This window comes from Nitrobacter sp. TKz-YC01 (assembly GCF_047824785.1).
Lineage (GTDB): Bacteria > Pseudomonadota > Alphaproteobacteria > Rhizobiales > Xanthobacteraceae > Nitrobacter.
In genome coordinates this window covers 3,409,568-3,433,615 of record NZ_CP181167.1, presented here as the reverse complement: position 1 = coordinate 3,433,615, position 24,048 = coordinate 3,409,568, and the positions used below count along the sequence as shown (strand labels likewise).

At 63.6% G+C, this 24,048-nt stretch carries 18 protein-coding genes; 5 read left to right on the top strand and 13 right to left on the bottom strand.

The genetic code is table 11. The features are described 5' to 3' along the window. Positions 1-26 precede the first annotated feature (26 nt). Both ACMYR2_RS16395 and ACMYR2_RS16390 read right to left on the bottom strand, forming a co-directional pair. Positions 27-2,903 (bottom strand): EAL domain-containing protein, encoded by a 2,877-nt coding sequence (locus ACMYR2_RS16395; protein WP_416194117.1) that lies wholly within the window; start codon positions 2,901-2,903, stop codon positions 27-29. A 97-nt stretch (positions 2,904-3,000) separates the two neighbouring features. Beyond that, on the bottom strand, positions 3,001-3,999 hold the full coding sequence (locus ACMYR2_RS16390) for an NAD(P)H-quinone oxidoreductase (RefSeq protein WP_347265171.1): 999 nt from the start codon (positions 3,997-3,999) through the stop codon (positions 3,001-3,003). 128 nt (positions 4,000-4,127) lie between these two features. Between ACMYR2_RS16390 and ACMYR2_RS16385 the strand changes: the two genes are divergently transcribed. Continuing rightward, positions 4,128-4,316, top strand: coding sequence for a DUF1192 domain-containing protein (locus ACMYR2_RS16385; protein WP_347265172.1), 189 nt, complete (start codon positions 4,128-4,130; stop codon positions 4,314-4,316). A 501-nt stretch (positions 4,317-4,817) separates the two neighbouring features. After that, positions 4,818-5,378, top strand: coding sequence for a DUF1465 family protein (locus ACMYR2_RS16380; protein WP_347265173.1), 561 nt, complete (start codon positions 4,818-4,820; stop codon positions 5,376-5,378). Between the two features lie 111 nt (positions 5,379-5,489). Here ACMYR2_RS16380 and rpmE read toward each other — a convergent pair whose 3' ends face one another. Then, the gene (rpmE, locus tag ACMYR2_RS16375; protein ID WP_011315945.1) at positions 5,490-5,717 is read right to left on the bottom strand and encodes a 50S ribosomal protein L31; all 228 of its coding nucleotides are present in this window, start codon (positions 5,715-5,717) and stop codon (positions 5,490-5,492) included. 148 nt (positions 5,718-5,865) lie between these two features. Between rpmE and ACMYR2_RS16370 the strand changes: the two genes are divergently transcribed. Then, positions 5,866-7,749: an ABC transporter transmembrane domain-containing protein gene (locus ACMYR2_RS16370; RefSeq protein WP_347265174.1), complete on the top strand. Its 1,884-nt coding sequence runs from the start codon at positions 5,866-5,868 to the stop codon at positions 7,747-7,749. 12 nt (positions 7,750-7,761) lie between these two features. Here the strand turns inward: ACMYR2_RS16370 and ACMYR2_RS16365 are convergent, their stop codons facing one another. Genes ACMYR2_RS16365 through ACMYR2_RS16355 form a run of 3 tightly spaced genes read right to left on the bottom strand, consistent with a single transcriptional unit; the run spans position 7,762 to position 10,379 of the window. Continuing rightward, the gene (locus ACMYR2_RS16365) at positions 7,762-8,223 is read right to left on the bottom strand and encodes a GNAT family N-acetyltransferase (RefSeq protein ID WP_347265175.1); all 462 of its coding nucleotides are present in this window, start codon (positions 8,221-8,223) and stop codon (positions 7,762-7,764) included. A 46-nt stretch (positions 8,224-8,269) separates the two neighbouring features. Beyond that, complete coding sequence (locus ACMYR2_RS16360) at positions 8,270-9,298, bottom strand: peptidoglycan -binding protein (RefSeq protein ID WP_347265176.1); 1,029 nt, start codon at positions 9,296-9,298, stop codon at positions 8,270-8,272. 16 nt (positions 9,299-9,314) lie between these two features. After that, positions 9,315-10,379, bottom strand: a complete 1,065-nt coding sequence (locus tag ACMYR2_RS16355) for a flagellar motor protein MotA (protein ID WP_416193301.1) — start codon at positions 10,377-10,379, stop codon at positions 9,315-9,317. A 426-nt stretch (positions 10,380-10,805) separates the two neighbouring features. Here ACMYR2_RS16355 and ACMYR2_RS16350 point away from each other — a divergent pair, with 426 nt between their 5' ends. Continuing rightward, on the top strand, positions 10,806-12,014 hold the full coding sequence (locus ACMYR2_RS16350; RefSeq protein ID WP_347264893.1) for an efflux RND transporter periplasmic adaptor subunit: 1,209 nt from the start codon (positions 10,806-10,808) through the stop codon (positions 12,012-12,014). A 3-nt stretch (positions 12,015-12,017) separates the two neighbouring features. Then, positions 12,018-15,182 (top strand): multidrug efflux RND transporter permease subunit, encoded by a 3,165-nt coding sequence (locus ACMYR2_RS16345; RefSeq protein ID WP_416193300.1) that lies wholly within the window; start codon positions 12,018-12,020, stop codon positions 15,180-15,182. A 224-nt stretch (positions 15,183-15,406) separates the two neighbouring features. On the opposite strand, the gene ACMYR2_RS16340 is transcribed toward ACMYR2_RS16345, so the two are convergent. From ACMYR2_RS16340 to tkt, 7 genes are all read right to left on the bottom strand, one after another. Beyond that, the gene (locus ACMYR2_RS16340) at positions 15,407-16,198 is read right to left on the bottom strand and encodes an inositol monophosphatase family protein (protein ID WP_347264895.1); all 792 of its coding nucleotides are present in this window, start codon (positions 16,196-16,198) and stop codon (positions 15,407-15,409) included. Positions 16,199-16,259: 61 nt separating this feature from the next. Next, entirely contained in the window at positions 16,260-17,294 is a 1,035-nt protein-coding gene (locus ACMYR2_RS16335; RefSeq protein WP_347264896.1) for a tetratricopeptide repeat protein, read from the bottom strand. Then, positions 17,291-17,992, bottom strand: a complete 702-nt coding sequence (locus ACMYR2_RS16330) for a thiamine phosphate synthase (protein WP_347264897.1) — start codon at positions 17,990-17,992, stop codon at positions 17,291-17,293. The genes ACMYR2_RS16335 and ACMYR2_RS16330 overlap by 4 nt, the downstream gene beginning before the upstream one ends. A gap of 174 nt (positions 17,993-18,166) precedes the next feature. After that, positions 18,167-19,198, bottom strand: coding sequence for a class I fructose-bisphosphate aldolase (locus ACMYR2_RS16325; RefSeq protein WP_416193299.1), 1,032 nt, complete (start codon positions 19,196-19,198; stop codon positions 18,167-18,169). Between the two features lie 124 nt (positions 19,199-19,322). Then, entirely contained in the window at positions 19,323-20,519 is a 1,197-nt protein-coding gene (locus ACMYR2_RS16320; protein WP_347264911.1) for a phosphoglycerate kinase, read from the bottom strand. Between the two features lie 139 nt (positions 20,520-20,658). Further along, entirely contained in the window at positions 20,659-21,666 is a 1,008-nt protein-coding gene (gene gap, locus ACMYR2_RS16315) for a type I glyceraldehyde-3-phosphate dehydrogenase (RefSeq protein WP_347264912.1), read from the bottom strand. Positions 21,667-21,992: 326 nt separating this feature from the next. Further along, positions 21,993-23,978: a transketolase gene (tkt, locus tag ACMYR2_RS16310; RefSeq protein ID WP_347264913.1), complete on the bottom strand. Its 1,986-nt coding sequence runs from the start codon at positions 23,976-23,978 to the stop codon at positions 21,993-21,995. Positions 23,979-24,048 lie beyond the last annotated feature (70 nt).

Genomic DNA, 24,048 nt, shown 5'->3' with positions numbered 1-24,048 from the left:
TGTCGGGCGTCGCGCGCTGAGCGGTTTCAGCTTGCCGCCTCGAGCCGCTCCTGGGCCAGCAGCCGCATCGTCGCATCGACGTCCATCGGCTCGCCGAAAGCAAAGCCCTGGGCGTATTCGCAGCCCATCTGATAGAGTTCCACCGCATCGGAGTCGGTTTCGGCGCCCTCGGCGACGACATCCATGCCGAGGTCGTGCGCCAGCGCGATGATCGACTTGAGAATGACCGGCCGCGTGCCGCGCGTCGAGGTGCGCACGAACGACTGGTCGATCTTGATGGTGTCGAGCGGGAAACGCTGCAGGTATGATAGCGAGGAATAGCCGGTGCCGAAATCGTCGAGCGAGAGCCCGACGCCGAGTTCGCGAATCCGTTGCAACATTTGCGCTGCATGTTCGGGATTTTCCATGACAAGGGATTCGGTCAGTTCAAGCTTCAGGGTGCCGCGCGCGATGGATGAGCGCGACAGCACCGTGCGGATGTCGTGGATCAGATCGTGCCGCAGCAACTGGCGCGAGGAGACGTTGACGCTGGCGAAAATCGGCGGCTGCGACCGCATGGCGCGTTGCCAGACCGCAAGCTGGCGCGCGGTCTGATCCATCACGAAGGTCCCGAGATCGACGATCAGGCCGGCTTCCTCGGCGATGGTGATGAATTCGTCCGGCGCCATCCGTCCGAGCTTGGGGTGATCCCATCGCGCCAGCGCTTCAAAACCGGCGATCGAGCGATCCTCGAGCCGGACGATGGGCTGGTAGAGGACGGTGATCTCATGCCGCTCGAGGGCGCGCCGCAGTTCGGCCTCGAGCGATAGCCGGTCGTTTTTCCGGGCGCGCATCGCGGGTTTGTAAACGTCGATCCGATCGCCGCCGATCCGTTTGGAATGGTACATCGCAAGTTCGGCGTCCTTGATGATCTGGTCCGATAATTGCGTCTGAGGGTCGCTCAGCGCGAGGCCGATCGACGCGGTCAGGAAGATTTCACGGTCATTGAAGGCGATCGGGGCGCGGATGGTCTTGCGGATCGTTTCGGCGAATGCGGTGATGCGGGGCGGATCCTGCTCCGACATCAGGATAAGGCCGAACTGATCGCCGGACAGCCGCGCCAGCGTATCCTGGGCTTTAAGGATGCGCGTAAGCCGTCGCGCCAGGGTCAGCAGGATCGAATCTCCGACCGCGACGCCAACGGAATCGTTGACCTGCTTGAAGCGGTCGAAATCGATCACCATCAGGGCCGGCCTCAGGCCCGGCATGGTCTTGGCGAGGGTCGCGACCGCGTTGAGACGGTCAATGAAGAGTTTGCGGTTGGGAAGGCCGGTCAGGTTGTCGTGCACTGAATCGTGCAGCATCCGCTCCTCGGCCTTCCTCGTTTCGGTGACATCGGCGAGCGTTCCGACCACGCGGGACACCTCGCCGTCTGAGCCCACCACCGGGCGCGCCTTCAGGGCGAACCACATGAAGTGGCCGTCGGACGCGCGCAGCCGGAAGTCCTGCACCAGCCGGCCCCGGCGCTGTTCGAGCACGCTGTCCAGCGCCGCGCGGAAACGGTCCTGATCGAGCGGATGCAGCACCTCCAGCCAGCCTGCCGCCGGACCCTCGAGCGTGCCGCGTTTCAGGCCGAGCATGCTTTCGGTCTCGGGACTGGTGAAGACCTTGTCGGCGGAGACGTCCCAGTCCCAGACCAGATCGCCCGCGCCGGTCAATGCGAGCGCGCGGCGTTCGATATCCGACACGACGCCCGAGGCGCCGCCTCCGCCGGCGAACGCATGCTGCATCACCGTGAACCCGATCAGCATCACGATCAGCACGAGGCCGCCGAGCAAAGCGGGGCCCACGATGTCGTTGACGACCTTGCCTTCGATCGCCATTCCGGCGGCGGCGACCCACACCACCAGCAGGAACCAGGTCGGAATCAGCAGGACGGCGCGATCGAAGCCGTGAACCGCGAGATAGACGATCAGCCCGAAGCCGAATACCGCGATCAGCGCCAGCGATATCCGGGCGATGCCGGAAGCGACCGCCGGATCGAACAGGGCAAGCGCCACCAGCGAGCCGAGAAAGAAAAGCCAGCCGAGCGTGATGTGCGAATAGCGCACATGCCAGCGGCTGAGATTGAGATAGGCGAACAGGAATACGAGCAGCGTCGCCGCGAGAATCGCCTCGCCCGAGGCGCGCCAGATTCGTTCAGCGCCGGCCGGCATGTCCAGCACCTTGCCCCAGAAGCCGAAATCGACCCCGATGTAGACCAGCACCGCCCAGGCAAGCGCGGCGGCGGCGGGAAACATGATGCTTCCCTTGACCACGAACAGGATGGTCAGCACGAGCGCCAGCAGCCCGGAGATGCCGATCACGATGCCCTGATACAGGGTGAAGGAATTGACCTTGTCCTTGTAGGCGTCGGGTTCCCAGAGATAAAGCTGCGGCAGCCTGTCGGTGCGCAGTTCCATGACGAAGGTGATGACGGCGCCGGGATCGAGCGTGATCTGGAAGACGTCCGCGGTGGCGCTTTCCTGCCGCTCGGGCCGATCGCCGGTCGATGGCGTGATGGTCGCGATGCGCGATTGCCCGAGATCCGGCCACAGCAGTCCCGACGACACCAGGCGGTAGTGCGGTGCGACGATCAGGCGGTCGAGTTGATCGTCTGTGTTGTTGGCGAGCGCGAATACCACCCAGTTCTGGCCGCCTTCCCGCGCGCGCACCTCGACGCGGCGAACGATGCCGTCGGTGCCGGGCGCGGTCGAGACCTGAATGCGGTCGGAATCGCTGTGCTGATGATCGAGGATGGCGGTGAGGTCGATGGCGGGCGCGTCGCTGCGGACGCTGACGGCGTCGACTGCGCGCGCCGGCGATGCCGCGACGAAAATCATGAGGGCCAGCGTAAGCCACGCAAGCCGCCTGACCAGGTGCAATGTCATTTCCTCGCGTTCAACATACAGTCCCGCCGACCGCGCGAGATAGATGACATAATCGCGAAGGAAATTATAGGCTTCAGCAGGACGCGGGAATCTAAATCGTCAACACAATTTTGCCAACATGGGCGCTGGTTTCCATCCGCCGGTGCGCGTCCGCTGCCTCCTCGAGCGGGAAGCTGCTGTCGATCAGCGGCTTGATTCGTCCCTCCCGCATCAAGGGCAGCACCCTGGCTTCGATGGCGTCGACCATCGCGGCCTTGTCGGCCACCGAACGCGGCCGCAGCGTCGAACCGGTATGATGCAGCCGCTTCATCATCAGCCTGGCGAAATTAACGGTTGTCTTCGCGCCGCCGAGAAACGCGATCTGCACGATGCGGCCTTCGAGCGCGGCGGCGTCGTAATTCTTCTCGATGTAGTCGCCGCCGACCATATCGAGGATGAGATCGGCGCCGGCGCCGGCCGTCGCGGCCTTCACCTCCGCGACGAAGTCTTGGAGCTTGTAGTTGATGGCGTGATCGGCCCCGAGTTCCAGACAGGCGTCGGCCTTCTCTCTTGATCCGACGGTTACGATCGCCCTGGCGCCGAACGCCTTGGCGAGTTGGATCGCCATGGTGCCGATGCCCGACGAGCCGCCGTGGACCAGCAGTGTCTCGCCTGCCTTCAACGCGCCGCGCTCGAACACGTTGTGCCATACCGTGACCAGCGTTTCCGGCGTGGCGCCGGCTTCAATCATGGAGAAGCCGGCGGGGACCGGAATGGCGATCGATTCATGCGCCACGCAATACTGGGCGTAGCCGCCGCCCGAGACCAGCGACATCACCTTGTCGCCGAGCCGGTGCTTGCCTGCTCCCTCGCCAAGCGACACCACTTCGCCCGCGACTTCGAGGCCGGGCAGATCGCTGGCGCCCGGCGGCGGCGGATAGCTGCCGGACCGCTGTAAGATATCCGGCCGGTTGACGCCGGCCGCCGCGACCTTGATCAGAATTTCGCGCGGGCCGGGCGAGGGGACCGGCCGGAGCTGCGGCACCAGCACTTCCGGGCCGCCGGGCTTGCTGATGCCGATGGCGGTCATTTGCGCTGGCGGCTTTTCCATGGTGTCACCGGGCAAGCTTGGAAAGGAGTCGGACGCTGATTATAACGTGCCGGCGCGCGTGAGTCGGCCGCGAACTGGAAAAGAAAACTCGCGGGTTGAGGGCTCTTGAGTCGCGGCGGGACAGGCGCATGACCATTGACGGCGACGAACCCAGGAAAAAGCTCATCCATGAGATCGGACAGGATCTCTCGCAGCTTTCGGTGAATGAACTTAACGAGCGGATCGCGCTGCTGATGGAGGAGATTCAGCGGTTGCGGGCGGCCGAAGCAAAGAAGCGCGCCTCGAAGGACGCGGCTGACCGTTTTTTCAGGTCCTGAGATTTTCCAGCGCGCAACAGTCATACCCCGAGCAGAAAACAGCTGCCCGCGCGGAAAAGCCTTGCCTCGCCCAAATTGCAAACGAAAGCTGAAGAAATTCATTCGTTTACGATTGATTAAGCTTTCCTGACTATGACTGAAATGTCCTTCATTGGACACCGAGTGGCTTCCTGTCCACTCTGTTTGACGCCTCCCTGTTATCAACTTCAGGCCGCCGGCAACGGCGGCTTTTTTTTGCCCCGCGTCCTGTTTTGCCCTTGAATATTAACCCTTATTAACCGTTGGCATTATTTGGCGCTGGACTCCCGCTTCACGGCGGGCAATGATTTGTTCACCATAAGCCGGCGCTAAAAACCGGCGGCAGGCTCAAACGCGTATCGCAAAAGGTTAAAAACGGCCGTTGCGAGCGGAATGCGCACAAGTTGTTGATTGAAAGTATTTTCTTACAGCTAAATGGATCCACCTGGCGGATAATGCGCTGGTTGCGTGAGGCATGAACCTATGTTCGATCCATCGGCAGGCGGTACCGGTCTGGTGCAGTTCAGCGAACGTCTTGCGGGCTCTTCCGTGTTCACGGCCCTGTTCCGTGAAGGCATGGATCTGGTCGAGGAGACCGCGGCCTATCTCGATGGCGACGGGCGAACCGAAGCGAAGGCGCTCGAACGCGCCGTCAGCCTGACCTACGCCACCGAAAGCATGAGACTGACCACGCGGCTGATGCAGCTGGCGTCGTGGCTCCTGCTGCATCGCGCCGTCAAGGAAGGCGAGATGACGCTGGCGCAGGCCAATCGCGAAAAGACGCGGGTGAAGCTGACGGCGGCGGATCCCGGCGCACACGACATGATCGCGAAACTGCCGTGGCAGTTGCAGGATTTGATCGAGCGATCGATGAATTTGCAGGCGCGGGTCCGGCGCCTTGATAACACCATTCATGCGCCGCCGGTGGAGCGCGGAACGGCCGGTAATCCGCTGGTGTCGCAGCTCAACCTTCTCAGGGAAGCCTTTGAGCGTCACGGAGAGCGTCACGAACCGGCTGACCAGCTCCGCGGTTCCCGAGGTTGATGTTGCGGGAACTGATATTGCGGGTGCTGATGACACGGCTCATGCAAAAACGCTCCCGCGCAGCGGGAGCGTTCGGCAAGCGGAAGCGTTCAACCAGAAGCAGGGACGGGCTCAGCCCTTCTTGAGGAAGCCCGAGAACTTCTTCTGGAACCGGGAGACCCGGCCGCCGCGATCGAGGATCTGCTGGGAACCGCCGGTCCAGGCCGGATGCGACTTGGAATCGATGTCGAGATTCATGGTGTCGCCGTCCTTGCCCCAGGTGGAACGGGTGAGGTACTCCGTGCCGTCGGTCATGACGACCTTAATTGTATGATAATCCGGATGAATTTCGGCTTTCATGATATGTCCTTGCAAGGCGGAAGGTTTTGGGCGAATTCGGACCGCTCTATATCGCACCAGGGTTTGACCGACAAGCGCGCCTGCGCATTTGCCAGCGCGCATGGGGGGGCATATGACGTGCCTTAATCAGCAATAGCGTGGTCAGGTGATGAGTTCGGTAGAAGTGCGTGAGAATACGTCGAAGGCGCCGGCCGTTGCGCCGCCGCTCGATAGCTCCCCGAAGGCTGGAACCGGAGCGCCGGAGTCTGCCGCGCCGGATCAGGCCGCGCCGTCCGCCAAGGATGCCCGCCGCCTCCGGCTGCGTCCGCTGCTGGCGCTCACGCCGTATATCCTCCGCTATCGCGGCCGGGCGCTGCTCGCGCTTGTCGCGCTGATCGTCGCCGCCCTGACGACGCTGGTCGTGCCGCTCGCGGTGCGCCGGATCATCGACTTCGGCTTCACGGCTGAAGGCGTCGCGATGATCAACAGCTACTTTACGATGATGATCGGCGTCGTGGCCGTCCTCGCTGGCGCCAGCGCGGCGCGTTATTTTCTGGTGACCACCACCGGCGAGCGCATCGTCGCCGACCTTCGGCGTGACGTGTTCGCTCACCTGATTTCGCTGTCGCCGGTGTTTTTCGACACCGCCCGCAGCGGTGAGCTGATCTCGCGGCTGACCGCCGACACCACCCAGATCAAGTCCGCGGTCGGCTCATCGATATCGGTTGCGCTGCGCAATGTGGTGCTGTTCGTCGGCGCGGCTTCGATGATGGTCATCACCAGTCCGCGTTTGTCCGGGCTGGTGCTGGCGGCGATCCCGTTGATCATCGTGCCGCTGGTCGCGTTCGGACGCTGGGTCCGCCGCCTGTCGCGGAGCGCGCAGGACAATCTCGCGGACGCCACCGCCTATGCATCCGAACTGGTCGGCGGGATCAGGACGGTTCAGGCCTACACCAACGAACGGCTTGCCGATGCGCGTTTCGGCGGAGAAGTCGAACATGCCTATCTGGCGGCGCGCAATTCGGCGCGCGCCCGCGCCGTGCTGACCGCGATCATCATCTTCATCGTTTTCACCAGCGTGGTCCTGATTCTCTGGATCGGCTCTCGCGACGTCCTCGAGGGCGACATGACGCCGGGCCGGCTCGGCCAGTTCGTGCTGTATGCCGCGTTCGCCGCGACCGGTCTCGGCCAGCTCAGCGAGGTCTGGGGCGAGGTCGCCGCCGCTTCCGGCGCGGCCGAGCGCCTGTTCGAGCTTCTTCGCGTGAAGCCGGTGATCGCGGCGCCGCCGACGCCGCGCGCGTTGCCGGAGCCGGCGCGCGGCGATGTCACGCTGGACAATGTCGGCTTCGCCTACCCCTCGCGCCCGGAAGTCAAGGTACTGGACGGCGTCTCGCTGGCGGTGAAGGCGGGCGAGAAGGTCGCCATCGTCGGCCCTTCCGGCGCGGGAAAAAGCACGCTGTTTCACCTGCTGCTGCGGTTCTACGATCCTGTCTCGGGCACCATCTCCTTCGACGGCGTTCCGCTGCGCACCGCCGATCCGCGCGAGGTTCGCGCGCGAATCGCGCTGGTGCCGCAGGAGTCGGTGGTCTTCGCCGCGTCGGCCCGCGAGAATATCCGTTTCGGCAGGCCGGATGCGTCCGACGCCGAGGTCGAGCGTGCCGCCGAACTCGCCCATGCCACCGAATTCATCCGCCGCCTGCCCGGCGGCTTCGAGGCGCTGCTCGGCGAGCGCGGCGTGACGCTGTCCGGCGGACAGCGCCAGCGCATCGCCATCGCCCGCGCGATCCTGCGCGACGCGCCTCTGTTGCTGCTGGACGAGGCGACGTCGTCGCTTGACGCGGAATCCGAGACCCTGGTGCAGACCGCGCTGGAAGAACTGATGCGCCATCGCACGACGCTGGTGATCGCGCATCGTCTCGCAACGGTCCTCTCCTGCGATCGCATCATGGTCATGGATCGGGGACGGATCGTGGAGCAGGGGACGCACGCCTCGCTGGTAGCGGCGAATGGACTGTATGCCCGCCTGGCGCGGCTGCAGTTCGAGGGGGCGTGAAGTCCTGTTCCCTCACGGCCTCCATTCCATGCGTTTGACCGGCCGTCCTGAAACCGGATTCACATCCTCGCCGGCGTGCGCGAATCCGTTGCGCGCGTAGAAGCGGATGGCGCGGCCGTTGTCGGCGTTGACCAGCAGCGTAATTCCCGACGGCGACAGCCGCTTGGCCTCAAGCATCAACGCGTTCGCGATGTCGTCCCCCCAATGCGCGGGGGCGACCACGAGCTGGTCGAGATAGCCTGCCGCATCGATGGTGACGAAACCGGCCAGCTCTCCGGATTGCTCGGCGACAACGATGTCGGCGCCGGGGACGAGTTCATTGCGCCAGCGTTCGCGCCACCACGACACGCGCGCCGCGAAATCGATCTCAGGATAGGCTTGTTGCCAGGTCGCCTGCCACAGGGCGATCGCCGCGCCCTCGTCGGAGGCACGGTAGGGGCGCAGTTTGAACGTCGCGGTTCTTTGTTGGGGCATGATCCTTTACCCGGCAACCGGGAGACTGACTTTCGGGATGATGTCCTTACCGCTCCGTCAGCTTCAGCTCGATGCGGCGGTTGCGCTTGTAGGCGTCTTCCGTTGTGTCGGAATCAAGCGGCTGGAATTCACCGAAACCCGCGGCGACCAGACGTTGCGGCGGCACGCCGAGCGACGCCAGATACTGCACTACCGATATCGCGCGCGCCGCCGACAGGTCCCAGTTCGACTTGAACACCGGACTGTTGATGGGCCTGACGTCGGTATGGCCGTCCACGCGCAGCACCCAGGCGATCTCATGCGGGATCTGCTTGTCGAGATCGGTCAGCGCGCCGGCCACCTTGTCGAGTTCAGCTTTTCCTTCCGGCAGCAGCGTCGCCTGCGCGGTATCGAAAAACACTTCCGACTGGAAAACGAAGCGGTCGCCGACGATTCTGATATCCGGCCGGTTGCCGAGAATGGCGCGCAGGCGTCCGAAGAATTCCGAACGGTAGCGGGACAGTTCCTGCACCCGTTTCGCCAGCGCGACGTTCAGCCGCTGGCCGAGATCGGCGATGCGGTTCTGCGACTCCTTGTCCTTCTTCTCGGAGGCGTCGAGCGCGTCCTCCAGCGCCGCCAGTTGCCGGCGCAGCGCGCTGATCTGCTGGGTCAGCACCTCGACCTGCGCCAGCGCGCGCGATGAAATCTGCTTTTCGGAATCCAGCGCCTTGTTCAACTGGCTGTTGCGGCCCGCGGCATCGCTACCCGCGCCGGCGAGCCCCTCATAAAGTCCCTTGATCCGATCGCGCTCGGTCTCCGCCGAGGCGAGACCCGCGCGCAACTGGCTGACCTCGTCGCCGAGATTGACCTTGCCGAGCTTTTCCAGCGACAGCAGATCGGTCAGTTGAGCGATCCGGGCGTTGAGTTGTTCGAGCGCCTTGTCCTTGCCCGTGACTTCCTGCGACAGGAAGAACTGCGCCACCAGAAACACAGACAGCAGGAACACGATCGCGAGCACCAGCGTCGAGAGGGCATCGACGAATCCCGGCCAATAGTTGAATCCGCTCTCGTTCCGGCGCCCGCGTGCTAGGGCCATGATGCTTCTCTTAAGATCAGGGCTCTCCCTCGGCCGTGGGAGCCGGGCGCGAAGCGGCGGTCGAGGTAAACGGGATGGTCAGGTGGTCGTCATCCGGCTGCCTGGCAAGGTGCTGAAGCAGCTTTTTGATCTCGCGGTTCTGCTCGCCCTGTTCGTCCGCCCATTCGCGAATCAATTGCTGTTCGGTCCGCATATGGCCGACGAGCCCCTGAATGGCTTCCGCGAGGCTGGCCATCGCGGAGGTGGTTTCATGGCCGGATCCCGTCTTCCCGACGGTTGCGCGAAGCTGCTCGATCGCAGACTTTATCTCGGCGGCCGGATCGGGCCGGGTCTTGCCGCTGTATTCGCGAACGGTGGTGACGAGCCAGTCCTCGAGGTCGGTATAGAAACGGTTCTGCGCCTGGCTGGACTGCAGATCGAGAAAACCAAGGATCAGCGATCCGGCGAGGCCGAACAGCGATGACGAAAACGAAATCCCCATGCCGCCGAGCGGCGCGGCGAGGCCTTCCTTCAGCGTCTCGAACAGCGATCCGGTGTCGCCGCCGACCCTCAAACCGTCGATCACCTTGCCGACGGAGCCGACGGTTTCGATCAGGCCCCAGAACGTGCCGAGCAGACCCAGGAACACCAGCAGGCCCGTCATGTAGCGCGAGATGTCGCGGGCTTCATCGAGCCGGGTGGCGATGGAATCGAGCAGATGCCGCATGGTCTGCTGGGAGATCGACACGCGCCCGGTGCGTTCGCCGCCGAGGATGGCGGCCATCGGAGCCAGCAATCGCGGTCTTCGGTCTGGTGCCCGGCCCGCATTGGCGATGCGGAAATTGTTGACCCACGCGATTTCCGGATAAAGCCGGATCACCTGCCGAAACGCGAAAACGATTCCGATCGCGAGCACGCCGATGATCAGCGCGTTGAGGCTGGGGTTGGCGAAGAACGCGGAAACGATCTGCTTGTAGAGAACGACCAGCACCAGCGCGCACAGCACGATGAACACGACCATGCGCACCAGAAATATCCGGGGCGGCGCCAGTTTCGCCAGTTCGATCTCCGGTGCGGAGCGGGAAGTAGTGCCTTGCGCCATGAGCCAGCGTGCTTAACCATCAAGGAGAGAGGCAGGAAGGTTCAGACAAGCCGCATTATGGCACGGCGTTGGCGGCAAGAAATAGCTCATCTCGCGATTTTGCCAATCGTCGCTGGCCTGCGGCGCCGTACTCGTGCCATGACTCATAACGACATGGCGACATCCCAGCGGACACGGAGTTTTCCGCGCGTGACCATTTCCGTTTAATTGGAATGGAACCGGGTTCACGAATGTTTGAGAACCAGGGAAATCGTTACGATATCAAAGGTATATTGTTCTGTGACATTGCGCCGCCGCCAAATGGTGTTGCGTCGCGGTTCTCCAGCCGTCATTAGAACTTTGCTGGGGATTCGAGAGTATCGACGTTGTGCGTCACGTAGCGAATCCGCGCGTCGCGTAGCAACATCCACAGAGCTTGCAGTTTCCATGCCGAAATTCAATTTACGACTGGCGTTTCTGGCTATCGCGATCGCCGGATTGTCGCCGCTCCTTGGCGGCTGTGAGGAGCCGGCAACGGCGGACGCTTCCGCTGGAACTGTCGTTCCCGAGGTCAGCGTCGTCACGGTGGTTCCGAAACCGCACGCGATGGTTCGCGAACTGCCGGGCCGCATCTCGCCATTGCGGGTTGCCGAGGTGCGCCCGCGGGTTTCCGGCATCATCACCAAGCGGCTGTTCCAGCAAGGCAGCGAAGTGAAGGCTGGCGATCCGCTGTATCAGATCGATCCGGAGCCGTTCGCGGTTGAAGTACAGGCCGCGGAAGCGGCTCTCGCAAAGGCCAACGCCGTACTCGAGCAGGCCTCGCACCATGCGAGACGTATCGAGAAACTGACCGCGCGGCATGCCACTTCCGAGGCCGAGAACGAGAAGGCGATCGCCAACATGCGTCAGGCGGCGGCTGATGTGGCCGCCCGCAAGGCGGATCTGGCGCGGGCGCGGCTCCATCTTGATTACACCACCATTCGCGCGCCGATCGACGGCGTGGTCGGTGCCGCCCAGGTGACCGAGGGCGCGCTCGTCGTGCAGAACGATGCGGCAAGCCTCGCGACGGTGCAGCAACTCGACACGATCTATGCCGACTTCACCCAGTCGGTGACGGAGCTTAACAATCTTCGCCATGCCTTCGAGTCCGGTGAGCTGGAGCGCATCGCGCCGGGTGCTGCCAAGGTCCGCCTCCTGCTCAACGATGAAAAGCTTTACCCGCTGCCCGGAAAGTTCCTTTTTTCCGAAGCCAAGGTCGATTCCTCGACCGGGCAGGTGACGCTGCGCGGCGAATTTTCGAATCCGAAGCGCGAGTTGCTGCCAGGCATGTACGTTCGCGTGCTGCTGGAGCAGGGCGTCGACAGCGATGCGATCGCTGTTCCGCAGCAGGCGGTGCAGCGCGACTCCGGCGGTGACAGCGAGGTCTTTGTGGTTCGGGACGACGATCGCGTCATCGCGCGCCCGATCCGGACGGATGCCGTCCAGCACGGCTACTCAATAATTAGCCAGGGGCTGGATGCGGGCGACCGTGTCGTGGTGGAGGGCTTCCAGAAGTTCACGGCGGGCGATAAGGTCAACGCCGTGATGTGGGCGGAAGCCGATGCTTCGCACAAAACGGGAGCGATGCCGGGCGAGACAGCGTCCGCGCGGCAGTAACGCATGCCGGCTTTCTTCATCGACCGGCCGATCTTCGCGTGGGTCGTCGCGCTGTTCATCTGTTTGATCGGCACGATTTCGATTCCATTCCTGGGAATCGCGCAATATCCCATCATCGCGCCGCCTTCGATCTCGGTCGCGACCGTGTATCCCGGCGCTTCGCCGGAAAACCTTTATAACAGCGTCACGCGACTGATCGAGGAACAGCTCAACGGCGCGTCGGGCATCCTCAATTTCGAATCCACCAGTGATTCTCTGGGACAAGTCGAGATCACCGCGTTCTTTGTTCCCGGCACCTCCACTGCTCTCGCGTCGGTGGACGTGCAGAACCGCATCAAGCGCATCGAGGCTCGCCTTCCCGCGGCTGTGCTGAAGGAAGGCATCCTGGTCCAGGAGGCCTCGAGCGCGGTGTTGCAGATCATCACGCTGCGTTCGACGGACGATAGTCTCGATGAGGTCGGCCTCGGCGACTTCATGACGCGTAACATCATCGGGGAAATCCGGCGTATTCCCGGTGTCGGCCGGGCCACGCTGTTCTCCACCGAACGCTCATTGCGCGTCTGGCTCGATCCCGAAAAGCTCGTCGGCTACGATCTGACGTCGGAAGACGTCACCAAGGCGATCGCGGCGCAGAACGCGCAGGTGGCTTCGGGCAGCATCGGAGGACCCCCGAGCCGGGCCGGGCAGAAAACCGCGGCACTGGTGCTGGTGAAGGGGCAACTCACCACGCCCGAGGAATTCGGCTCCATCCTGCTGCGCGCCAACCGCGACGGCTCCACCGTGCGCCTGCGCGACGTGGCGCGGGTCGAGGTCGGCGGCATGGATTACCGGTTCACCACCCGCCTCAACGGCAAGCCGACCGCGGGCCTTTCGGTGCTGCTCGCACCGGGCGCCAACGCGCTTGCCACCGCGAGCGCGGTGGAAGCCAAGATGAAGGAACTTTCGAAGTTCTTTCCGGCGAATATCACCTACGGTATCCCTTACAATATCACGCCCGTGGTGGAGGCCTCGATCGAAAAGGTCGTGCATACGCTGATCGAGGCAGTGGTACTGGTATTTCTCGTGATGTTCCTGTTTCTGCAGAACATCCGTTACACCATCATTCCGACCATCGTGGTGCCGGTCGCGCTGCTCGGTACCTGTGCGGTGCTTTTAATCGCCGGCTATTCCATCAACATGCTGACCATGTTCGGCATGGTGCTGGCGATCGGCATTCTGGTCGATGACGCCATCGTCGTGGTGGAGAATGTCGAACGCATCATGGCGGAGGAGGGACTGCCGCCCAAGGAGGCGGCGCGCAAGGCGATGTCGCAGATCACGAGCGCTATCGTCGGCATCACCCTGGTGCTGATGGCGGTGTTCGTGCCGATGGCGTTCTTTCCGGGCTCTGTCGGCATCATCTACAGGCAGTTCTCCGTCACGGTGGTTGCCGCGATCGCCTTTTCTGCCCTGATGGCGCTGTCGCTGACGCCGGCGCTGTGCGCCACGCTACTGAAGCCCGTAAAGGCCGGACACGGCCACGCCCGCAAAGGCGTGTTCGGCTGGTTCAATCGCGCGCTGGAGGGCGTGCGCGGCCGCTACGTCTCGACAGTCGGCTGGTCGCTGAGGCGAACCGGACGGCTGATGCTGATCTACGCTGTTCTGGTCGGCGCCCTCGTTTGGGCCTTTGTTCGATTGCCCGCCGGCTTTCTGCCGGTGGACGATCAGGGCTTCATCACGACTGACGTGCAGACGCCGGCGGATTCGTCCCACGGGCGGACCGAAGCGGCGGTGGAGGCGGTCGAAAGATACCTGGCCGAACGGCCGGGAGTTCAGGATGTCACTTTCCTGACCGGTTTCGCTTTTTCAGGGCAGGGCATGAACACGGCGCAAGCATTCATTTCCCTGAAAGACTGGTCCGAACGTCCTGAGAAGGACTCAGCCGCCAATATCGTCGCTGACGCCAATCGCGATCTGGCGTCGTCGCTGCGCGACGCCAAGATCACGGCGCTGCAGCCGCCGCCGATCGACAACCTCGGCAATTCCTCGGGTTTCAGCTTCCGCCTGCAGGATCGCGGCCAGAAAGGCTACCCGGCGTTGTTGCAGGCGACCAATCAGTTGATTGCCGAGGCCAATGCCAGTCCGATCCTGCAAAACGTGTATGTCGAAGGTTTGCCGTCGGCGGGACAGGTCAATCTTGTGATCGACCGCGAGAAGGCCAGCGCTCTCGGAGTCACGTTCGAGGATATCAACGATACCATGTCGACCAATCTCGGTTCGACCTATGTCAACGACTTCCCCAACCGTGGGCGAATGCAGCGCGTGATCGTGCAGTCGGATCGCGACGGCCGCACCACGGCGCATGACATCCTCAATTACAACGTCAAGAACAGCAGCGGGGGGCTGGTGCCGTTCTCGTCCTTCTCGTCGATCGAATGGTCGAAGGGACCGACTCAGGTCGTCGGCTTCAACTACTATCCGTCAATGCGCATCACCGGGGAGGCGCGTGCCGGCTTTACGTCCGGCGATGCGATTGCCGAGATGGAGCGGCTGGCCGATCGCCTTCCGCGCGGCTTTGGCTATGAATGGACGGGTCAATCGTTGCAGGAGAAGCTGTCCGGGTCGCAGGCGCCGTTCCTGCTCGCGCTCTCGGCGCTGGTGGTGTTTCTCTGCCTGGCGGCGCTCTATGAAAGCTGGACCATTCCGCTTGCGGTCCTGCTGACGGTGCCGCTCGGGATTTTCGGCGCGGTGCTGGCGGCGACAACGCGCGGGCTTGCCAACGACGTCTATTTCACCGTTGGACTCGTGACCATCATCGGCCTGGCGGCCAAGGACGCCATCCTCATCGTCGAATTCGCCAAGGATCTGCGCGCGCAGGGCAAGCCACTCGTCGACGCCACGATCGAGGCCTGCGCGCTGCGCTTCCGCCCGATTTTGATGACCGGCTTTGCCTTTGCCTCCGGCGTTCTGCCGATGGTTATCGCCAGCGGCGCGGGCGGAGCGAGCCAGCAGGCGCTCGGTACCAGCGTGATGGGCGGCATGATCGCGGTGGTGGTGCTGGCGCTTCTGATGGTGCCGGTGTTTTACGTCGTCGTGATGCGCGTGCTTGGGCGCGACAAGAGCGGACTGGAGCCGGCGGGCGAGCCGGAGATCCACGGGCCGCCGGCGCCGATGCAGCCGGCGGAATAACAGGGCCGCGCGTTGTTTGGAGCATTATCGCTTCTGATTGAATCAGAAGCGAAGCTCCATGATATTGATTTGACGCGTTTTCTTTACGCGAACCGGTATCCACTTCGCTCGAAGACGCTATAGAGCATGATCCCGATCAAGTTGAATCGGACCGCGCTCTGGACATTATTGTCTGGTCGCATTTTCTTGCGGTGAAGAGGTCATCCGCTTCGCCGGAAAATGCTCTACCCCAGCGGTTTGATAATCCTCACGAGTTCGGCGTGAACGAACTCGTTGCCGCAGATCACATGGCCGGTCGTAAGCGGATCGTCGTCGCCCTGAATGCCGCTGACGATGCCGCCTGCCTCGCGCACGATGATCTGTCCGCCCGCGATATCCCACGGTTGCAGGTTGCGTTCCCAGTAGCCGTCGACGCGGCCCGCCGCGACGAAAGCGAGATCGAGCGAGGCCGCGCCGAAGCGCCGCAGGCCCGCCACCTTCGGCTGGAGCGCGGCCATCTCCCGTCGCGACAATTCATGGTCGCCGCGTCCGATATGCGGCAGGCCGCAGGCGATCACGCAGTCGTTCATCTGGCGGCGTCCCGACACGCGCAGCCGCTGATCGTTGAGGAAGGCTCCCTTGCCGCGCTCCGCGGTGTAGAGTTCGTCATTGGCGGGGTTGTAAACTAGGCCGGCGATCAGCACGCCGTCACGCTGCAGGCCGATCGAGATCGCGAAATGCGGAATGCCGTGCAGGAAGTTGGTGGTGCCGTCGAGCGGGTCGACGATCCAGGTGTGGCTCTTGTCGGTGCCCTCGCGGCTGCCGCCTTCCTCGCCGAAAAAGCCGTAGCCGGGACGCGCCTTGCTGAGTTCATCATACAGGATGTCCTCCGCGCGCTTGTCCGCGAGACTGACGAAGTTCGCTGGTCCCTTCAGGGACACCTGAAGATTCTCGACTTCGCCGAGATCGCGTTTCAGGCTGCGGCCGGCGCGGCGCGCGGCCTTGACCATGACGTTCATGAGAGCGGATTGCAGCATGATGAGGCTCGGATGGATGATAAGGTCTGGGTGCCCTGCGCGGACGCCTCCGTCAAGCGGTTCATTTGATTCCGAGCCATTTGCGGGCGGCGCTTTCCGCGTTCGCGCGTTCTTCGGGCGTCACCCGCGCCATCGCCGCGTCAAGCTGCAGATCGCCCTTGCCGCCGGTTTTCGCCACGATGTGCCATTTCAGGCCTTCGACCTTGTCCATCGGGACGCCCATGCCTTCGACAAGGGCGTGGGCGAGACGATTTTGAGCGATCGCGCTGTTGCGCCTGGCGGCTTTGCGCAGCAGCGATACCGCGGCCGCCTCGTTCTTCTGGGTGCCGCTGCCGTTGAACAGCGCGATCGCATACTCGACTTCGGCATCGACGTTGCCGGCGAGCGAGGCCGCCTGCAACAACCGCACCGACTTGTAGAGATTCTTTTCGACGCCGGTGCCTTCCTTGTAAAAAGTGGCCAGCGCATATTGCGCTTCCGGGCTGCCGGCGTCGGCCGCGAATCGCAGCAGTTCGGCGGCGCGTTTGAAATCCTGCGGCAGCGTCTGCCCGTCCATGTGGAGAAGCGCCAGATTGTAGGCGGCCTTGGGCTGGCCGAGCTTGGCCGACGCGGTAAGCCATTTCACCGCGCCCGCCCTGTCGGGAGGTCCGCCGCGTCCGCTGATGCGAAGCATGGCGAGCGCGAACATGGCCTCGCGATCGCCCAGATCGGCCGCTCGCTGATGCCATTCGATCGCCTTGCCGTAGTCGCGCCTGACGCCGAGCCCATTGGCATAGAGCTCGCCGAGCATGGTCATGGCGGCAGGGTTCTTGTCCTCCTGCGCTCGTTTCAAGGCGAGATCAAACGCCGTCTTGTAACGGCCGCGTTGATAGGCGCCGTAAACCGCATCGGCATTCGGATCGTCAGCGACCTGCGCGTTCGCCTTGTTGTCCGGCTCTAGCCTTGTGGGTGGCGTTGGCGGCTTGATGGCCTTGGTCGTGACGCTCTTGCCGGCGGGCGACGGATCGGCGGCCGGCGACGGCTGGAGCTGCGCCGCCGCGCTCTCCCCGAGCATGAGAATGCCGGCGACGATGGCGACCGGACGCGGGAAAGTCATCCGGCGCCCCTGACGCCATATGCGGGGGCCGCACCTTGCGCGCCGCCTTGCGATCCGCAACGTTGTGCGATGGCGGTTGCGATGTCCGCGAGCGCCGGCGCCGTGCCGCGCGGGTCGTTCCAGACGATGTCGCCGATCAGCACGAAATCCGCGCCCGATGCCGCGAAAAGCCGCGCTTCATCGATGTTCGTCGCGTGAGCGACACAGGGTGGCTCGAACAGTTCGGCCCACCATGCCAGCCGCTCGGCGATCGCTTCCGCGGACGGCCGGTCGCCGGTCTCATCCGGTTCGCCGAACAGCACGTAATCGGCGCCGGCCTCGCCCGCGATCATGGAATCATGACGCGTCGACAGGCCGCCGACCCCGACGATGCGGTCGGGTTTCAGTGCGGGCAGCGTCTCCTGCAATGCTTCGATGCCGGTGAGATGCGCGCCGTCGGCGCCTGCCCTTGCGACCAGATCGGCGTGAGCCTTGAGTAAAAGCGCGGCGCCGCTGTTCTGGATCGAGGGCGCCAGCGCCTTGATCCGCGATATCATCGTGCGGGGATCGGACGGCGAGAGCCGAACCAGCACCGCGGCGACATCCGCGGACGCGAGGAGCGCGGGAAGCTGCGCCGCCACGTGCGAGGGGTCATCGATGACCGGCGTTGCGAGATAAAGCCGGGGAACTGGTCGTGATGGCGCGGCTTTCGGCGGCATATCAAGCCTGAACCTCTCGAGCGTTTTCATATGGTGAGAAACGCATCATTGAGCACCGTGAAACTCCCTCGGCAAGTAGGAGGGATGAAATTTCACTCGTTACCATTCAATACGAACCTGACGCGCCTGGTGTCGCTTGCAAGGGCGGCAAGATCAGGTCGGATGCCGAGAATCTCACGCAGCCTTCCCTTCAAGGTCGGCTCTCCACTCTCCCCTGGTTGCAAGCGAATTCATCCGCGCCCGGTGGATGAGAGCCCGTTGCCCGGCGGCGACGTTCTCGGCCTTGCCGGACCACGCTTTCTGCGGCGCCGCCTGTAACGCGCGGCCGTAGGAGAAAGTGAGCTTCCAGGGTAGATTGCCCATCCGGTTCATGGCATCGAGATGAGCGGTGGCCTCCTCGTCGGACTGACCGCCCGACAAGAAGGCGATGCCGGGGACGGCGGCGGGCACGCAGGCCTTCAACATACGCACCGTCTTTTCCGCGACTTCCTCCACGGATGCCTTGCTGGCGCTCTTTTTGCCCGGGATCGCCATGTTGGGCTTCAGGATCATGCCTTCCAGCGCGACACGCTGCTTTCGCAACTCCTGAAACGTCACGTTGAGGACGCGCGTCGTGACCTCGAGGCAGCGATCGATGTCGTGATCGCCGTCCATCAGCACTTCCGGTTCGACGATAGGAACGATCTGGGCAGCCTGACACAGCGCGGCGTAGCGTCCCAGCGCGTGGGCGTTGACGCCGATCGCGGTCATGCTCGGAATGCGGCCAGCCGCGTTGATGTCGATCACCGCGCGCCACTTCGCGAAGCGCGCGCCCTGGGCATGGTATTTGGTCAGGCGCTCGGCGAGACGATCCAGCCCAACGGTCACGAGTTCGCCGGGGCAGGCGGGCAGGGGTTGCGTGCCTTCATCGACCTTGATGCCGGGAATGGCGCCGGCCTGTTCGATCAGCCTGATCAGCGGCGTGCCGTCCCTGGCGCTCTGCCAGATGGTTTCGTCGTAGAGGATGACGCCGGAGATGTATTGCGTCATGGCGTCGGTGGCGCGGAACATCATCTCGCGATAGTCGCGGCGGCTTTCCTCGGTGGATGTCACACCGATGGCATTGAAGCGTCTGGTGATGGTGGGCGAGGATTCGTCGGCGGCGAGAATGCCCTTGCCCGGCGCGACCATGGCCTGCGCCACTTTGTTGAGGTCAGCGAGATTCATGAGCGGCTCCCTCCTGCATGCTCTCTTCCGACGTCCGCTAAAGGATGCCGGGTCTTAAGGATCATGCAGGCATGAGAGTTGCGGCTTTCTGACGCCGCAACTCATTTTACCGCGAGCAGCAGCGTCATTTTGCCCTCAGCACCTCGACGCCGGGCAGCGGCTTGCCTTCCATCCACTCCAGGAAGGCGCCGCCGGCTGTCGAGACATAGGTGAAATCGCCGGCTACGCCCGCCTGGTTCAGCGCCGCGACCGTATCGCCGCCACCGGCGACCGACACCAGCTTGCCGGCCTTGGTGCGTTCCGCCGCGTGTTTTGCCGCGGCGACGGTGCCGCGATCGAAAGGAGTCAGTTCGAACGCACCGAGTGGGCCGTTCCAGACCAGCGTCGCGGCGTCGTCGATGGCCGAACGAACGCGTTCCACCGACTGAGGTCCGACATCGAGAATCATACCGTCGGCCGGGATCGCGTCGAGCCCATAGGCGTGGGACGGCGTGTTGGCGGCGAAATGGAACGCGACGGTCGCATCCACCGGAAGGATGATGGCGCAGTTGGCGGCTTCGGCCTTTTCCATGATGCGCAGCGCGGTCGCCGCGAGGTCCTTCTCCGCCAGCGATTTGCCGATGTTGACGCCCTGCGCATGCAGGAAGGTGTTGGCCATGCCGCCGCCGATCACCAGCGCATCGACCTTGCTGACGAGATTTTCGAGAAGGTCGATCTTGGTCGAGACCTTCGCTCCGCCGATCACGGCGATGACGGGTTTGGTCGGGGCTTCGAGCGCCTTGTTGAGCGCCTCAAGCTCGGCCTGCATGGTGCGTCCGGCATAACCCGGCAGCTTGTGCCCCAGACCTTCGGTGGAGGCGTGCGCGCGATGCGCGGCGGAGAAGGCGTCGTTCACCCAGAGGTCGCCGAGCCTGGCCAGTTCGGCGACGAAGGCCGGGTCGTTCTTTTCCTCTTCCGAATGGAAGCGGGTGTTCTCCAGGCAAAGGATGTCGCCATCCTTCATCGCGGCGACCGCCTGTTGCGCGGGTTCGCCGACGCAGTCGTCGGCGAAGGCCACCGGCTTGCCGAGGACCTTGGCGAGTTCCGCGGCGACCGGCCTCAGCGAGTTCTTGGGGTCGGAACCCTTGGGCCGGCCGAAATGCGCAAGCAGGATCGCCTTGCCGCCCTTGTCCGCGATCTCGGTGATCGTCGGGGCCACCCGCTCCAGCCGCGTGGCGTCGGTGACGCGGCCCTGCTCCATGGGGACGTTGAGATCGACGCGCAGCAGGACGCGCTTTCCGCGAAGGTCAACGTCATCGAGGGTGCGGAAGGAATTTGTCATGGTCTGGATGTCCCGAACACGGTGCCGCGTGAACGGTGCGCCGCAAACCGGGACCGCCACGCAGGAAAAGTTGCGGTATTGATTGGCGCCGGTTTCGCATCGCGGCGCTTGCGCCGCGATGCGCCCGGATACCGTGATGTCAGATCAGCTTCGCCATCGCGACGGCGGTGTCGGTCATGCGGTTGGAGAAGCCCCATTCGTTGTCGTACCACGACAACACCCGCACCAGCGTGCCGTTCTGCACCTTGGTCTGGTCGATGTGGAGCGTCGATGAGTGCGAATCGTGGTTGAAATCGCTCGAGACATTGGGCTGGTCGGTGGTGCCGAGGATGCCCTTCAGCTCCTGTGACGAAGCCCGCTTCATCGCCTCGTTGATCTCGTTCGCGGACGTCTCTCGCTTGGCGATCACCTTGAGATCGACGACCGAGACGTTCGGCGTCGGCACGCGGATCGCGACGCCGTCAAGCTTGCCCTTCAGCTCCGGCAATACCAGGCCGATCGCCCTCGCGGCGCCGGTCGAGGTCGGAACCATTGAAAGACCCGCGGCGCGCCCTCGATAGAGGTCCTTGTGCATGGTGTCGAGGGTCGGCTGGTCGCCTGTGTAGGCGTGAATCGTGGTCATGAAGCCGGTTTCGATGCCGATCAGATCGTTGAGGACTTTCGCCACCGGCGCGAGACAGTTGGTGGTGCAGGATCCGTTCGAAACGACCAGATGATCCTTCGTCAGCTTGTCGTGGTTGACGCCATAGACCACCGTCAGATCCGCGCCTTCGGCCGGAGCCGACACCAGCACGCGCTTGGCGCCGGCGGTGAGGTGCGCGGAAGCTTTCTCCTTCGCGGTGAAAAGGCCGGTGCACTCCATCGCGATGTCGATGCCGAGTTCCTTCCAGGGCAGCTTCGAGGGATCGCGCTCGGCGGTCACCTTGATCTTGTTCTTGCCGATCACGAGGCTGTCGCCTTCGACCTTCACCTCGAAGGGGAAGCGGCCATGCACCGAGTCGAAGCGCAAGAGATGCGCGTTGGTTTCCACCGGGCCGAGATCATTGATGGCGACGATCTCGATCTCGTCGCGGCCGGCCTCATAAACGGCGCGCAAAACATTGCGGCCGATGCGGCCAAACCCGTTGATTGCGACCCGGACTGCCATGTCTTCATTCTCCTTCAAATGGACGGCGCTCCCTGCGCGCAACCATAGTTTGCCGCGCGCAGCGTCAACGCCTTTTCGCCCGGTTCTGCCAGGCCGCGACCGTTGGTAATATCCGGCGGCGCGATTTCCGGCATTCCGATGCTCTTATTATTCCGCGAGCATCTTTTCCGAATGTCGAAATCGCAGGGACCGCCAGCGAATGCAAGTTGTCAGTGGAATTTTGGATTTGCCATTCGCATCCAGGCCACGCTTGGCCGGGCAGCGAATGCCAAATCCATTCCACCGTTTTTAGCTAGCGCCTTTTTGATTTTGAGGCAATCTCAACCTCAGCCAAGGCGTTTTTCCACCGCGCCGACCACGGCTTCGGCGGTGATGCCGAAATGCTTGTAGAGGTCCTTGGCGGGAGCGCTGTGGCCGAAGCTGTTCATGCCGACGAAAAGGCCGTCCGCCCCGATCACGGCGTCCCATCCGAAACGCACGGCCGCTTCCACGGCGATCTTGACGGGAGCCTTGCCGATAATGGCCTGCCGGCGATCCTCGGGCTGCTCGAGCAACAGTTCCAGCGAGGGCACCGACACCACCCGCGAGGCGATGCCGCGCTGGGACAGCTGCTGCTGAGCGGCGACGGCGATCTCGACTTCGGATCCCGACGCGAAGATCGACACCTTCGCCTCGCCGCCAGCGGCGACCAGTTCATAGGCGCCCTGCGCGCAGCGATTGTCCGCGTCCGCGGTCTTGCGCACCGGGGTGAGATTCTGGCGCGACAGAGCCAGAACCGTCGGCCCCTTCGGCCGCTCCAGGGCAAGCTGCCAGCACTCGGCGGTCTCGACCGCGTCGGCGGGGCGGAACACGCGCATGTTCGGCATCGCGCGCAGGCTTGCCAGATGTTCCACCGGCTGATGGGTGGGGCCGTCCTCGCCGAGCCCGATCGAGTCGTGGGTCATGATGTAGATGGTGGGAATATACGCCAGCGCCGAAACGCGCATCGCCGGACGGGCATAGTCGGCGAAGCACATGAACGTGCCGCCGGCCGGCGCATATCCGCCATGCAGGGCGATGCCATTCATGGCGGCGGCCATGCCGAGTTCGCGGATGCCGTAGTGGATGTAGCGGCCACCATACTGGCCGGGCTCCACTTCTTTCAGGCCCTTGGTGCGGGTGTTGTTCGAAGGGGTGAGATCGGCGGAACCGAGCAGCAGTTCCGGCACCGCCGGCACCAGCGCCTCGAGCGCCATTTCGCTGGCCTTGCGGGTGGCGACCGTCGGCGGCTCGGCGACCAGCTTGTCCTTGAGCTTGCGGATCGCCTCATTGAGGTTTTGAGATGGCTTGCGGTCGATGACGCGGCGCTTGAATTCGTCTCGCTGGGCATCGGGCTGGGCCGCGAGCCGCGCGCGCCACTCCTTGTTGTGCCGCTTGCCCTTGCGTCCGGCGCTCCGCCAGGCGTTGAGGACATCCTCGGGAACTTCAAAGGGGCCATACTCCCAGCCCAGCGCCTTCTTCGTCCCCGCGAGTTCTTCCGCGCCCAGCGCTTCGCCGTGTGCCTTGGACGTGCCGGCCCTGGTGGGAGCGCCGAAACCGATGATGGTCTTGCAGGCGATCAGCGATGGCCTGTCGGATTTCTGCGCCCGGCGGATCGCGGCGGCGATCGCCTTCTGATCATGGCCGTCGATCCGTCTGGCATCCCAGCCGCACGCCTTGAAACGCGCCACCTGATCGACGTCGTCAGAAAGCGAGATCGGGCCGTCGATGGTGATGCCGTTGTCATCGTAAAGGAAAATCAGCTTGTTGAGCTTGAGGTGGCCCGCCAGCGCGATCGCCTCATGGCTGATGCCCTCCATCAGGTCGCCGTCGGAGCACAGCACGTAAGTGTAGTGGTCGACCACCTCGCCGCCGAATTCGGCGGCCAGCAGCCGTTCCGCCAGCGCGAAGCCGACCGAGGTGGCGACACCCTGGCCGAGCGGGCCGGTGGTGGTTTCCGCGCCCTCGGTGATGAAGTTCTCCGGATGACCCGGCGTCTTGGAGTCGAGCTGCCGGAAATTCTTGAGCTGATCGAGCGTCATCTGCTTGTAGCCGGTCAGGTATAACAAGGCATAAAGCAGCATCGAGCCGTGGCCGGCGGAAAGGATGAAGCGGTCCCGGTCCGGCCAGTGCGGATCGGCGGCGTCGTATTTCAGGAACTTGGTGAACAGCACCGTGGCGATGTCGGCCGTGCCCATGGGCAGGCCGGGATGGCCCGATTTTGCTTTTTCTACACCATCCATCGCGAGCGCGCGGATTGCATTTGCCATACGGGAGGAGTCGACGGTCGGCATGGGAGATATCCGGTCCTGATAGGGAGGAGGGCTAAGTAAACGGTTCGCATTGGAATTCGATGCAGTCCGG